Source organism: Kibdelosporangium phytohabitans (assembly GCF_001302585.1).
In the GTDB taxonomy this organism is placed as follows: Bacteria; Actinomycetota; Actinomycetes; order Mycobacteriales; family Pseudonocardiaceae; genus Kibdelosporangium; species Kibdelosporangium phytohabitans.
On sequence record NZ_CP012752.1, the window covers coordinates 9,715,741 to 9,729,527 of the forward strand.

A 13,787-nucleotide genomic window follows, 5' to 3' on the forward strand; every position below is an offset into this window, starting at 1 on the left:
GGCCGATTATTCCAGCTCGGCCAGCTGGCTCAGCGCCGCCGACGCCCGCTCGACGTCCTCGGTCAGCGACCGGTCGTCCATCCGGGGATCGAGAATCGCGTCCATGTGGTCGTACGCGGCACGAACCGGCACGTCGACCAGATCGGCCGCACGCATCCGCAACGCCCGCACCGCCGCGACGAGTTCACAACCGAGAACGATCCGGTACGCGGCAGCCACCTGCCCGGCCTGGCGCGCGGCCTGCGTCGAGAACGACGCGTGGTCCTCCAGTCCACGCGAGACGATCGCACTACCCAGTGTGACGGGCAATGCGGCCTGCCTCAGCTGGGCCAGCGCGTCATGGGCGACGTACTCCAGGATCATCACACCGGAACTGCCCGCCGGCCCCGACGCGAGGAACGCGGGCAGGTCCGTCTGGTCCGGTTCGACCAGATCTCCCAGCCGTGCCGCGGCGAGCTCGGCCACGTGGTGCACGGTCGCGCGTGCGGTGTCCAGCGCGACCGCGACATAGGCGGTGTGGAAGTGCGCGTTGTGGTAGACGTCGTTGTCCTGCACCGAGATCATCGGGTTCTCGGTCGACGCGTTGATCTCGGTCGTGAGCACCTTCTCCAGGTACTCCACGGCGTCCAGCGCGGGCCCCTGCACCTGCGGGAAAGCACGCAGGCCGTACGGGTCCTGGATGCGCCTGCCTGGCTTGGGGACCTCGGTCATGCCGAGCAACCGCCGCATCACCGCGGCACACTCGACCTGCCCGGGGTGCGGCTTGGCTTCGTGCACACTGGTCGCGTACGGCTCCGGCGAACCACCCAAAGCGATGTACGACAACGCGGCGACGGTGTGACTGGCCCGCAGCAGCTGCCGCAGTTCGACAGCGACAAGGACCGCTTCGGCCAGCGTGGCGGCGTTGCTGCTCTGGAACCCCAGCGCCTCACCGACTCCGAACTCGACCGGCGCCAGACCGCCGGTGGCCCACGGCCTTTCGCCGGCCAGCGTCAGCGCGGTCTCGGCGAGCGCGGTCAGGTCACCGGTGCCGATCGCGCCGATCCGGTGCACAGCGGGCAAACTGTTGCTGTTCAACGCGTCGGCCACAGCGACGAGCAGCTTGGGGTGCACACCGGACCGCCCGGCGGCGAGCTGGTTGAGCCGGACCAGCAGCATCGCCCTGACCAGACCGGGCTGCATCAGGTCCCCGACGCCACCCGCGTGGCTGCGCATCAGCCGGAGGCTGTCGTCCGCGGTGCCTTCGGTGATGACCGACTTGTTCGCGCCGACACCGGTCGTCCGGCCGTAGACGGCACGCCTGGCGATCGCTTCCCGCTGCAGCTTCCACGCCGCCTCGGCGTCGTCCAGTGACGCCGGGTCGACGCTGACCCGGACGTCACCGGACGTGAACCGAGCGACGTCGTCAACGGTCAGCGACGCGCCGGTGAGGACAATCTGAGCCATACCCCAGATTGTGCGCTCAACGTCAAACGACTGCCAGAGGCAATGCGGTCGGGTGCACCGGGGCGGGCAGGTCCGACGCGCCCGTGAGGTACGCGTCGACCGCGTTGGCCACCGAGCGGCCCTCGGCGATCGCCCAGACCACAAGGGACGCGCCACGGTGTGCGTCGCCGCACACGAACACGCCCGGAGCGGTGGTCTGCCAGTCCGGCCCGCACGACAGCGTGCCGCGCTGGGTCAACCGCAGACCGAGACCGTCCAGCAACGGCATGTGCTCGACGCCCTCGAACCCGATCGCCAGCAGCACCAGGTCCACCGGGATGGTCTCCACCTCGTCGGACACCGGCGTGACCACACGCATACCGGTTCCGGGGTCCTTTTCGACCCGGACCGTGCGCAACGCGACCGAACGGACACTGCCGTCGTCGTCGCCGACGAAACGCTCGACAGCGACGGCGAACCGGCGCTCGCCCGCTTCCTCGTGCGCCGGGTAGGTCCGCAGCACGACCGGCCACGTCGGCCACGGCGAACGCTCGTCGTCCCTGGCGTCCGGCGGCTTCGGGTACTGGTCGAGTTGCGTCACGCTCAACGCGCCCTGGCGGGTCGCGGTGCCGTAGCAGTCCGCACCCGTGTCACCACCGCCGATGACCAGAACGTGCTTGCCCGCGGCGCTGATCGGCGACGGCCCGTCACCCTCGCACTCGCGGTTGGCCGGGACCAGGTGGTCCATGGCCAGGTGCACGCCCTTGAGCTCTCGGCCGGGGATGTCCGGCGCGTCACGGCCACGCAACGCGCCGACGGCGAGGACCACCGCGTCGAAGGACTCGCGCAGTTGCTCGACGGACAGTCCGCTGCCACCGACCTCGCAGCCGGTCACGAACTTCGTGCCTTCGGCCCGCAGCTGCGCCAGCCGCCGGTCGAGGACCTTCTTCTCCATCTTGAACTCGGGGATGCCGTAGCGCAGCAGGCCACCGAGCCGGTCGTCCCGTTCGAACACCGTGACCTCGTGGCCAGCGCGGGTCAGCTGCTGCGCGGCGGCGAGTCCCGCCGGTCCGGAGCCGACGACCGCGACCTTCTTGCCGGAGGACACAGTGGACACACGGGCGGCGACGGAGTTGGTGTCCCACGCGACCTCGGAGATCGTCTCCTCGATGCGCTTGATCGTGACCGAGCCACCGGAGTCCGGCGAGATCGACAGCACGCAGGCCGACTCGCACGGCGCCGGGCACAACTTCCCGGTGAACTCGGGGAAGTTGTTGGTCGCGTGCAGCCGTTCGCTCGCCAGCTCCCAGTCGCCGCGGCGGACCAGGTCGTTCCACTCCGGGATCAGGTTGCCCAGCGGGCAACCCGCCGTGCCGGAGTGGCAGAACGGGATACCGCAGTCCATGCAGCGGGTCGCCTGCTTGCGGACCTGGGTGTCGCGTTCGGACGGGGAGAGGGCCTCGTAGACCTCGCGCCAGTCGCCGAGCCGGTCGTCGATCGGCCGCTTCGGCGCGTCCTTGCGGTTGTGGGAAAGGAAACCGTTCGGGTCAGCCACGGGACGCCTCCATCACTGCCTCGTCGACGTCACGGCCTTCGGCACGAGCCAGCCGCATGGCCTCCAGGACCCGCGCGTAGTCGCGCGGCATCACCTTGGTGAACGACACCGAGCGCCTCGTCCAGTCGCCCAGCAGCGACGCCGCGACGGCCGAACCGGTCAGCCTGTGGTGGCGTGCCACGGTTTCCCGCAGCCAGTCCAGGTCGTCGGCGTTGAGCCGCTGCAGGTCCACCATCTCGGTGTTGACCAGGGCGGGCCGCAGGTCGAGCACGTACGCGACACCGCCGGACATCCCGGCCGCGAGGTTGCGGCCGGTCGGGCCGAGCACCACGGCACGGCCACCGGTCATGTACTCGAACGCGTGATCGCCGACGCCTTCGGCGACGATCACCGCGCCCGAGTTGCGCACGCCGAACCGTTCACCGACCCGGCCGCGCAGGTGGATCTCGCCCGATGTGGCGCCGTAGCCGATCACGTTGCCCGCGATCACCTGCGCCTCGGCGGCGAACAGCGCGTCCGGGTGCGGGCGGACCACGATCCGCCCACCGGACAGGCCCTTGCCGACGTAGTCGTTGGCGTCACCGACCATGTCGATCGTGATGCCGCGCGGCAGGAACGCGCCGAGCGACTGCCCTGCCGACCCGGTCAGCGTCACGTTGACCGTGTCCTCCGGCAGGCCGTCACCGCCGTAGCGGCGGGTGACCTCGGAGCCGAGCAGGGTGCCGACCGTGCGGTTGACGTTGCGCACCGGCAGTTCCAGCTTCACCGGGTGCGCGTCCTCCAGTGCCGCCTCGGACAGCTGGATCAGCGTGCGGTCGAGCGCGTGCGCCAGGCCGTGGTCCTGCTCCCTGACCTTGCGGGGAGCGTTGTTGTAGGTGTTCTCCGGGACCTCGAACACCGGCGTCAGGTCGAGGCCGCTGGCCTTCCAGTGCTCGACGGCGTCGTCGGCGTCCAGCATCTCGGCGTGCCCGACGGCCTCGTCGATGGTCCGGAAACCCAGCTCCGCCAACAGCTCGCGGACCTCGTGCGCGATGAAGTGGAAGTAGTTCACCACGTGCTCGGCTTTGCCGGTGTAGCGCTTGCGCAGCACCGGGTTCTGCGTGGCGATGCCGACCGGGCACGTGTCCAGGTGGCAGACGCGCATCATCACGCAGCCCTCGACGATGAGCGGGGCGGTGGCGAAGCCGTACTCCTCGGCACCGAGCAGCGCGGCGATCACCACGTCCCTGCCGGTCTTCATCGCGCCGTCCACCTGCACGGTGATCCGGTCGCGCAGGCCGTTGAGCATCAGTGTCTGGTGGGTCTCGGCGAGGCCGATCTCCCACGGCGTTCCCGCGTGCTTCAACGAGTTCAGCGGCGAGGCACCGGTTCCGCCGTCGTGGCCGGAGATCAGCACGACGTCCGCGTGCGCCTTGGCGACACCCGCCGCGACCGTGCCGACGCCGAGCTCGCTGACCAGCTTCACGTGGATGCGGGCCTGCTCGTTGGCGTTCTTCAGGTCGTGGATCAGCTGTGCCAGGTCCTCGATCGAGTAGATGTCGTGGTGCGGCGGCGGCGAGATCAGCCCGACGCCCGCCGTGGAGTGCCGCGTGCGGGCGATCCACGGGTACACCTTGTTCGGCGGCAGCTGGCCGCCCTCACCCGGCTTCGCGCCCTGCGCCATCTTGATCTGGATGTCGTCGGCGTTGACCAGGTACTCGCTGGTGACGCCGAACCGTCCACTCGCGACCTGCTTGATCGCCGACCGGCGTTCGGGGTCGTAGAGGCGCTGCGCGTCCTCGCCGCCCTCGCCCGTGTTGGACCGGCCACCGATCCGGTTCATCGCGATCGCCATGGTCTCGTGCGCCTCGGCCGAGATGGAGCCGTACGACATGGCGCCGGTGTTGAACCGCTTGAGGATCGCCTCGATCGGCTCGACCTCGTTGAGCGGAACCGGTGGGCGCTGCCCGGTCTTGAGCTTGAACAGGCCACGCAGGGCGCCGCCCTCGCGGTTGAGCCGCTCGACCTCGGCCACGTACTGCCGGTACACGTCCTCGCGGCCCGTCTTCGTGGCGTGCTGCAACAGGAAGACGGTCTCGGGCGTGAACAGGTGCAGTTCGCCCTCACGGCGGTAGGCGTACTCGCCGCCGCTTTCCAGCCGCCGGTGCACCCGGTCGGTCGGGTTCTCCGGGTGGGCGCGGCGGTGGCGCAGCGCCGCCTCCTCGGCGATCACGTCGAGGCCGACGCCGCCGAGCTTCGACGAAGTACCCGTGAAATATTCGGCCAGGACGTCTTTGGCCAGGCCGAAAGCCTCGAACACCTGCGCGGCGGTGTACGCGCCGACCGTCGAGATGCCCATCTTGGACATGATCTTCAGCACGCCCTTGACCAGGGCGCCGACGTAGTTGCGGATCGCGGCCCTCGGCTCGATGCCGGTGATCGCGCCACCGCTGATCAAGTCCTCGATGGACTCGAACGCCAGGTACGGGTTCACCGCGGCGGCACCGTAACCCAGCAGCAGCGCGATGTGGTGCACCTCGCGGGCGTCACCGCTTTCCACGACCAGCGCGACCCGCAGCCGCTCCTTCGTGCGCACCAGGTGGTGGTGCACGGCGGAGACCAGCAGCAGCGACGGGATCGGCGCCATCCGGTGGTCGGAGTCCCGGTCGGACAGCACCAGCGTGCGGGCACCGGCGGCGATCGCCTCGGACGCCTCACGGCGGACCCGCTCGATCGCGGCGGCGAGCGCGACGCCGCCACCATCCACCTCGTACAGTCCGGAAAGGACGGTACAGGCGAAACCGGGCAGATCCCCGTCGTCGTTGATGTGGATCAGCTTGGCCAGCTCGTCGTTGTCGATGACCGGGTAGCGCAGCTGGATGTGCCTGCAGGTGCGCGGGCCGGGGTCGAGCAGGTTCTGCTCCGGCCCCATGATCCGGGACATGGACGTGACCAGCTCTTCACGGATCGCGTCCAGCGGCGGGTTGGTGACCTGGGCGAAGTTCTGCTTGAAGTAGTCGTAGAGCAGCCTCGGCCGCTTGGACAGCGCGGCGGGCGGCGTGTCCGTGCCCATCGAGCCGATCGGCTCGGCACCCTTGACCGACATCGGGGTGAGCAGGATCTTGAGCTCTTCCTCGGTGTAGCCGAAGGTCAGCTGACGGCGCAGCACCGACTCGTGCGTCTGCACGACGTGCTCGCGGTTGGGCAGGTCCGACAGCTCCAGCAGGCCGGCGTGCAGCCACTCGTCGTACGGCAGCTCGCCGGCCAGCTCCGACTTGATCTCGTCGTCGCCGACGATCCGGCCCGCCTCGGTGTCCACGAGGAACATCCGGCCCGGCTGGAGGCGGCCCTTGGCCACGATCTGGTCCGGTGGCACGTCGAGCACACCGGTCTCGCTGGCGAGCACCACGCGGTCGTCCGCGGTACGCCACCAGCGCGCGGGCCGCAGGCCGTTGCGGTCCAGCACCGCGCCGACGACCGTGCCGTCGGTGAACGTGACGCACGCGGGGCCGTCCCACGGCTCCATCACACTGGCGTGGAACTGGTAGAACGAGCGGCGCGCAGCGTCCATTGTGGCGTGGTTCTCCCACGCCTCCGGGATCATCATCAGCACCGCGTGCGGCAGGCTGCGGCCACCGAGGTGCAGCAGTTCGAGCACCTCGTCGAAGGACGCCGAGTCCGAGCCGTCCGGGTCCACGATCGGGTACAACCTGGTCAGGTCACCGGTGATGAGATCCGACTCGAGCAGCGCCTCACGGGCGCGCATCCGGTTGCGGTTGCCGCGGACGGTGTTGATCTCACCGTTGTGCGCGACGAACCGGAACGGGTGGGCCAACGGCCACGACGGGAACGTGTTGGTGGAGAACCGGCTGTGCACCAGCGCGATCGCGCTCTCCAGCCGCTCGTCCACCAGGTCGGTGAAGAACCTCGGCAGCTGCTCGGTGGTCAGCATTCCCTTGTAGACGATCGTGCGCGCCGACAGCGAGGCGAAGTAGACGCCGTTGCCCGCCGCCCTGCTCTCGTGCTCGGCGCGCTTGCGCAGGCAGAACGCCAGCCGGTCCAGCTCGATGCCCGTCGGTACGCGCCCGGCGTCGTCCTCAAGTCCCGCAACGAAAAGCATGGCGAAGTGGGGCATGACCGACCGGGCGGTCGGTCCCACGTCCGCCGCGTCCGGCGCGATCGGGACATCGCGCCAGCCGAGCACGGTCAGGTTCTCCTCCACCGCGATCCGGCCGATCTGGTCGACCGCGGCGGTTCGCTCGGCCGCATCCGCGGGCAGGAATGCGATCCCGGCCGCGTACTCACCCGCCTCAGGCAGTTCGATGCCTGCCACCGCCCGCAGCAGCCGGTCGGGCAGCTGGACCAGGATGCCGGCGCCGTCGCCGCTGGTCGGTTCCGCCCCGGCCGCGCCGCGGTGCTCCAGGTTCGCCAGTGCTGTCAGCCCGTCCGAGACGATGCCGTGCGATCGCCTGCCGAGAATGTCGGCAACCATCGCCACGCCACAGGAATCCACCTCGGTGGTGGGGTCGTACAGGCCCTGGGGACCCGGGATGGCGGAGAAGATCATGAGCAGACCTCCCTCGTCGTCCTCGCGCTCAGGTGTTTCCTTCTTCTGGGCGCGGGACGCCGATGGCCCGCTTGGTTGACGTGACCTTAACAGCCACGAAACGTAAAAAACACTCTCGCGGATCGAAATTCGCCGGGTCAGGTAACGATTTGACTGATCGACACGATGTAAGTGCCTCAGTGCCGTGCCCACGGTGGCGGGATCGTTCGTCTTGCTAAGCATAACCGACGTACGGGTTACCGCGAAATACGACAAACCACCTGGTAGCGTGCCTGCAATGAGCTCTTCTCGCCGGTTCTCGACGGCGCTCCTGTCGCTACTGAGCGTGTTTGCGCTGGTCTCCTGCGCCACCAGAGAGCAACCGGCCGCGCCGCCCGCGCCCACCCAGGCCGCGTTCCCCGCGACGCTGAGCGCGCCCGACGGTAAACAGGTCGTGCTCGAACGTCAACCTGTGCGGATCGTGTCGCTGAGCCCGACCGCCACCGAGGTGCTGTACGCCATCGGCGCGGGCAAGCAGGTCGTCGCCGTGGACGACCAGTCCAACTTCCCGGCCGAGGCACCCCGGACCCAGTTGTCCGGTTTCAAGCCGAACGTCGAGGCGATCACCAAGCAGAACCCCGACCTGGTCGTGGTCGCGGCCGACGCGAACGACGTGGTCGGCGGCCTGACCGCGGTGAAGGTCCCGGTACTGCTGTTGCCGACAGCCAAGACGCTCGACGAGGCGTATGCACAGTGGACACTGCTCGGCCGGGCGACCGGCCGGGTGCAGCAGGCCGACGACGTGGTCCGCACGGCGCGTGACGAGATCAAGAAGACGGTCGACGCCACCCCGCGCAAGCCGTTGAAGTACTACCACGAGCTCGGGCCCGACCTTTACAGCGCGACGTCGGCGACGTTCATCGGCCGCGTCTACGGCCAGTTCGGACTCGTCAACGTGGCCGACCCGGCGGACACCCCGGCGACCGGCGGGTACCCGCAACTCGGTCAGCAAGCCCTCTTCCAGGCCAACCCGGACCTGATCTTCCTCTCGGACACCAAATGCTGCGCCCAGACCGCCGAGACCGTCCGCGCCAGGCCGCAGTGGCAGACGCTGACGGCAGTGCAGAAGAACAACATCGTCGCGCTGGACGACGACATCGCCTCCCGGTGGGGGCCGAGGATCATCGACCTGGTCAAGCAGGTAGCGGACGCGGTGAAGCGAGCGGGAGCCTGAAAGCACCCGGCCTGTCCGGCCGTGCACTGGGGATCGCACTCGGCGTCTTCGCGCTGACCGCACTCGGTTCGCTGCTGCTCGGCGTGCAGAGCCTCGGGTTCCAGCGGGTGCTGCAGGAGATCTGGGCCCAGCTGACCGGTGGCGTCTCGCCGTTGTCGGAACGGGAAGCGGCGATCCTGTGGTACCTCAGGGCGCCACGGGTGGTGCTGGCGGCACTGGTCGGCGGCGCGCTGGCGATCTCCGGCGCGGCGTTCCAGGGCGTGTTCCGCAATCCACTGGCGGATCCGTACCTGCTGGGCGCGGCAGCGGGGGCGGGGCTCGGCGCGACCGTCATCGTGGTGACCGCGCCGAGCTGGAGTTTCGCTCTGCCGCTGGCGGCGTTCGCCGGTGCCCTCGGCGGTGTGGGACTTTCGTGGGCGCTGAGCCAGTCGGCCGGGAGCGGCACGGCGACGCTGTTGCTGGCGGGCGTGGCGGTGGCGTCGTTCCTGACGGCCGTGCAGACGTTCGTGCAGCAGGCGAACATCGACACCATCCAACGCGTGTACTCGTGGATGCTGGGCGGGCTGAACACCACCGGGTGGCGCGAAGTTCTGCTGACGTTGCCGTACATCGCGGTCACGAGCGTGGTGTTGTGGTTGTGCGCGCGGCTGCTCGACGTTCTGACCGTGGGCGACGAGGAAGCCGCGTCGCTGGGCATCCGACCGGCGCGTGTCCGCCTGCTGGTGCTGGGCGCCGCGTCGCTGGCGACCGCGGCGGCGGTCTCGGTGGCCGGGCTCATCGGGTTCGTCGGAATCGTTGTGCCGCACGTGGTCCGGTTGCTGGCGGGCGCGAGCTACCGGATCGTGCTGCCGCTGTCCTTGCTGGGCGGCGCGACTTTCCTGATCCTGGCCGACGAGATCGCCCGGACGGTGCTCGCGCCGGCGGAACTGCCGATCGGCGTGATCACGGCGTTCACCGGAGCGCCCTTCTTCCTGCTCGTGCTGCGGATGAACAGGTCCTGACATGCTGGAACTCGACGATGTGGCCGCGGGCTACCGGGGAAAGCCGGTGGTCTCGGGTGTGTCGGTGTCGATCCCGCGCGGTGGCTGGCTGGCGATCATCGGGCCGAACGGCGCCGGGAAGTCCACATTGCTCAAGGCGATCGCCGGCCTGGTCCCGTACACGGGATCGGTGATGTGGAACGAGCAACCCGTGCAGAACCTCAGCGCACGGGAACGCGCCAAGGCTTTCGGCTACGCCCCGCAAGCCCCGCTGTTGCCGGACGGCCTGTCGGTGAGCTCGTACGCCCTGCTCGGGCGGACACCGCACCTGGGCACGCTCGCCCGCGAAGGCCCACGGGATTTCGCGGTGGTCCAGCAGGTCCTGAGCAGACTGGACCTCGCGACCATGGCGGAACGCAAGCTGCGGACGTTGTCCGGCGGTGAGCGGCAGCGTGCCGTCCTCGCCCGGGTGCTGGCCCAGCAGACGGGAATCCTGTTGCTGGACGAACCGACGACCGGCCTGGACATCGGGCACGCGCAGGCGTTGCTGGACCTGGTCGACCGGCTGCGCACCGAGGACGGGACGACGGTGGTCTCGACACTGCACGACCTGACCCTGGCAGGCCAGTACGCCGACCAGTTGGTGCTGCTGGACAAGGGCGAGGTCGTGGCAACGGGGGACGCGGGGCGCGTACTGGACGCCGAGGTGCTCGCCCGGCACTACGACGCACGGCTGAACGTGCTGCACGGGCCGGACGGAACTCCAGTCGTGGTGCCGAAACGCCGGTAGATTCGGTCCATGACCGACGCGCTGCGGCTGGCCCAGAGCCTGATCAAACCGGTTGTCCAGGCCGTGGTGTCGGACCGGCGGCAGCGTGACCAGCGGGCCCGTTCGCTGTCCGAGCTGGTCAACGTGACGGTGTTCGACGACTACAAGCGCCGGAAGTTCACGCGTGAGATCGAGGCGATGTGCGATTCCGTCGCCGAACGGCTGGAACTGTTCTGCTCCGGCGAATGGCGCGGACTGGCGGAAGCCGAGCGTGACCTGGCTGTCGAGGCCGTGGTCGGCACCTTCGCCGCGGCTGATCTGTCCGATGCGGCGTTCTTCGAGGTGGATGCCGATCCTGCCAAGCTGGCCCGGTATCTGCACAGCAGCGTCGCCGAGCGGGCGCTGCCGCCGTTGAGCGAAGCCGGGGAGGCGCTGTACAACAGGCTCTTGGCCGAGAGCTGCACGATCTACACGCAGATCTCGGTCCATCTCGCCTCTTTCACGCCTCGCGGTGTCGCCGAGTCGTTGAGCCGGCTGTCCGAGCTGCGTGTTCAGGTCGAACAGATCATGGACCGCCTTCCCACCCGGTCGCTGGACGCGCCGGCCGGTACGGCTCAGGACGGGGAGTTCCTCCGCCGCTACCTCGCCTACGTCAGCTCGACGCTGGACCACATCGAGCTCTTCGGCGTCCACACGCGCAACTTCCGGCCGCAGACCTCGCTCAGCGTCGCCTATGTCAGCCTCACCGTTTCCGCGGGCGTCCGGCACTCGGACAGCGACCGGGTCCCGGACGAGGACCTCCCCGACGTCAGTTCCCTGCGAGTCGAGCAAGCGCTTGCCCACACCAGTCGCACGCTCCTGATCGGGGAGCCGGGTTCCGGCAAGACCACGTTGCTGCAGTGGCTGGCGATCACCGCCGCACGCGACGCCTTCAAGGCCGACCTGGCCGACTGGAACGGACTCGTCCCGTTCTTCGTGCGGCTGCGCGGCCACGCGGGCGGCAGACTGCCCCACCCCGAGCAGTACCTGGACAGCATCGGCTGTCCTTTCGCCGCTCTCATGCCGCCCGGCTGGGCACACCGCGTCCTCGCGGCGGGCCAGGCATTGCTGTTGGTGGACGGCGTCGACGAACTCCCTGTGTCCGAACGCGGCGCGGTGCGCGAGTGGATTCGCAACCTGCTGCGGACGTATCCCGACAACCGGGTCGTGATGACCGCGCGGCCAGGTGCCGCCGCTCCGGCCTGGCTGCAGAACGAGCTGTTCGTGACCGCGTCCTTGGAACGGATGAGCCCGCAGGACATCCGTGAGCTCATCACGTTCTGGCACGCGGCCATCCGCGGTGCCGGGCACCTGCCGTGCGCGGACCACGAACTGCCCGGCTACGAACGTGCGCTTCTGGCAAAACTCGACACCAGCACGCCGTTGCAGACTCTCGCGACGAGCCCGTTGCTGTGCGCGTTGCTCTGTGCCTTGAACCTCGACCAGCACACCGCGCTGCCTCCCGACCGGATGGGCATCTACGCCGCCGCATTGGACATGCTGCTGGAGCGCCGAGACGTCGAACGGCGAATTCCCAGCCACGACAACACTTCGCTGGGCATCCGCAACAAGATCCACCTGTTGCAGTACCTGGCGTGGCGGTTGTCGCTCAACAACCGCACCGAGCTGACGCGTGCCGACGCCGTCAAACGGGTCGCCGAGCGGCTGGCCACCCTCGCGCTCCCCGCCGGGAACGCCGAGTCCATCGTGGACAGCTTGGTGCAGCGCAGCGGGGTCGTCCGGCAACCCGCCGTCGACCGGATCGACTTCGTGCACCGGACCTTCCAGGAGTACCTGACCGGGGCCGAAGCAGCCGAACACGGCGACGTCGGACTGCTCGTCGACCGCGCTCACCTCGATGCTTGGCGCGAGACCGTCATCCTCGCCGCGGGGCACGCCAACAAGCCGGTACGCCACGAGTTGCTGACCGGGCTGCTCGACCGTGCCGACGCCGAGCCGCGCAACGCGCGTGCACTTCGGCTGCTTGCCGCCGCCTGCCTGGAGACTGCCGGCCCGCTGGACGTGGACCTGCGGGACCGCATCGACGACTGCCTGACGAAACTGGTGCCACCACGTCGATCCAGCGAGGCCAAGTCACTGGCCTCGATCGGCCACACGCTGCTGCGGCACGTCCCGCATGACCTTTCCGGGATGACTGAGGCCCAGGCGAAAGCCATGGTCGAGACGATCGCGCTCGTCGGCGGCGACGAGGCGTTGCGGATGCTTTCCCAGTACGCCCGCAACGCACCCGGACGTGTACAGCGGCGGCTCGTCGAGATGGGCACGTACTTCGACCCAGCGGAGTACGCCGACCACGTCATCACGCACCTGCACGAGTTCCTGGAACGTCCCTTCATCAACAGCGCGGCGGAACTCGCCGCCTGCCGTCTGGTGGACGGCCTGCGCGACATCGACGTCCTGCAACTGAATCACGCCGACAGCCTCGACGTGGTTGCCGATCTTCCGCCGATCCGCAAGTTGTGGGCGCACGGGACGTTCACGGACCTGACACCGCTGTCCGGCCGGCACGACCTCGAGTTCCTCACCCTGTGGGCGCGCAACCGCCTGACCGGGCTGGATGTCCTGGCACAGCTGAAGTCGTTGAAGCACCTGCTGATCGAGCTGAACGGGTTGGCCGACATCGAGTTCGTCCGGCAGCTGACCGGTCTGGTCGAGTTGCGGCTGGACGGCATCGACGAGGTGCGGGACTTCGGCCCGCTCGCCGCGCTGGACAACCTCGTCACGCTCAGTCTGGAGAAGCCGAAGGCGATGACGTCGTGGGAGCCGCTGCGCGACGTGGTCAGCCTGAGCCACCTCAAGATCATCGGCCGGCACGTCCCCCGCGGCGGACTGGCCCAGCTGGGCAAGATGCTTCCCCATCTGCGGCAACTGTCCTTCACCCACACACGGTGGCTGTCCGACCTCGAACCGCTCGCCCTGTTCGAACACCTGACGTTCCTGCAGCTGAGCTACGCCCCCGTGACCACCATCGAACCGCTGCGCCGCCTGACCGATCTCCAGGTGCTGGACCTCAACTGCCACAAGATCGACGACCTGGCCGTGCTCTCGGCGTTGCCGAACCTGATGACGGTGTACATCCGCGAACCGGTCGCCCATCTCAGCCCTGTGGTGATCGGCACCAAGGACACGACCGTGCACGTCCCCGACGCGAGAACCGCCCGGCGCTGGCGGCAGGTTCCCGGCCAGGCCGCCCGAATCCGGGTGGGCGGCCGATAGACTAGAACGTGTTACAGTTTTCT

At 68.9% G+C, this 13,787-nt stretch carries 7 protein-coding genes; 4 read left to right on the top strand and 3 right to left on the bottom strand.

Annotated features, from left to right (window positions below; all coding sequences use genetic code 11):
• Positions 1-6 precede the first annotated feature (6 nt).
• Genes AOZ06_RS43280 through gltB form a run of 3 tightly spaced genes read right to left on the bottom strand, consistent with a single transcriptional unit; the run spans position 7 to position 7,526 of the window.
• Positions 7-1,446, bottom strand: a complete 1,440-nt coding sequence (locus AOZ06_RS43280) for an aromatic amino acid ammonia-lyase (RefSeq protein ID WP_054294672.1) — start codon at positions 1,444-1,446, stop codon at positions 7-9.
• 22 nt (positions 1,447-1,468) lie between these two features.
• The gene (locus AOZ06_RS43285; protein ID WP_054294673.1) at positions 1,469-2,980 is read right to left on the bottom strand and encodes a glutamate synthase subunit beta; all 1,512 of its coding nucleotides are present in this window, start codon (positions 2,978-2,980) and stop codon (positions 1,469-1,471) included.
• The gene (gene gltB / locus AOZ06_RS43290; protein WP_054294674.1) at positions 2,973-7,526 is read right to left on the bottom strand and encodes a glutamate synthase large subunit; all 4,554 of its coding nucleotides are present in this window, start codon (positions 7,524-7,526) and stop codon (positions 2,973-2,975) included. The genes AOZ06_RS43285 and gltB overlap by 8 nt, the downstream gene beginning before the upstream one ends.
• A gap of 277 nt (positions 7,527-7,803) precedes the next feature.
• Here gltB and AOZ06_RS58645 point away from each other — a divergent pair, with 277 nt between their 5' ends.
• The 4 genes from AOZ06_RS58645 to AOZ06_RS43310 are packed head-to-tail and all read left to right on the top strand — an operon-like array spanning position 7,804 to position 13,764.
• Complete coding sequence (locus AOZ06_RS58645) at positions 7,804-8,739, top strand: ABC transporter substrate-binding protein (RefSeq protein WP_054294675.1); 936 nt, start codon at positions 7,804-7,806, stop codon at positions 8,737-8,739.
• Positions 8,736-9,740 carry a FecCD family ABC transporter permease gene (locus AOZ06_RS43300; RefSeq protein WP_054297349.1) on the top strand — a complete coding sequence of 335 codons (1,005 nt, stop codon included), beginning with the start codon at positions 8,736-8,738 and terminating at the stop codon, positions 9,738-9,740. Before AOZ06_RS58645 ends, AOZ06_RS43300 begins: the two co-directional genes overlap by 4 nt.
• Position 9,741: 1 nt before the next feature.
• Positions 9,742-10,509, top strand: a complete 768-nt coding sequence (locus AOZ06_RS43305) for an ABC transporter ATP-binding protein (protein WP_054294676.1) — start codon at positions 9,742-9,744, stop codon at positions 10,507-10,509.
• 9 nt (positions 10,510-10,518) lie between these two features.
• On the top strand, positions 10,519-13,764 hold the full coding sequence (locus tag AOZ06_RS43310) for an NACHT domain-containing protein (protein WP_054294677.1): 3,246 nt from the start codon (positions 10,519-10,521) through the stop codon (positions 13,762-13,764).
• Positions 13,765-13,787: the final 23 nt, after the last annotated feature.

What these genes read in the sequence shown, in the direction of transcription:
- AOZ06_RS58645 (WP_054294675.1), top strand. Translation starts at nt 7,804, where the DNA reads ATGAGCTCTTCTCGCCGGTTCTCGACGGCGCTCCTGTCGCTACTGAGC.
- AOZ06_RS43280 (WP_054294672.1), bottom strand. Translation starts at nt 1,446, where the DNA reads ATGGCTCAGATTGTCCTCACCGGCGCGTCGCTGACCGTTGACGACGTC.
- gltB (WP_054294674.1), bottom strand. Translation starts at nt 7,526, where the DNA reads ATGATCTTCTCCGCCATCCCGGGTCCCCAGGGCCTGTACGACCCCACC.
- AOZ06_RS43305 (WP_054294676.1), top strand. Translation starts at nt 9,742, where the DNA reads ATGCTGGAACTCGACGATGTGGCCGCGGGCTACCGGGGAAAGCCGGTG.
- AOZ06_RS43310 (WP_054294677.1), top strand. Translation starts at nt 10,519, where the DNA reads ATGACCGACGCGCTGCGGCTGGCCCAGAGCCTGATCAAACCGGTTGTC.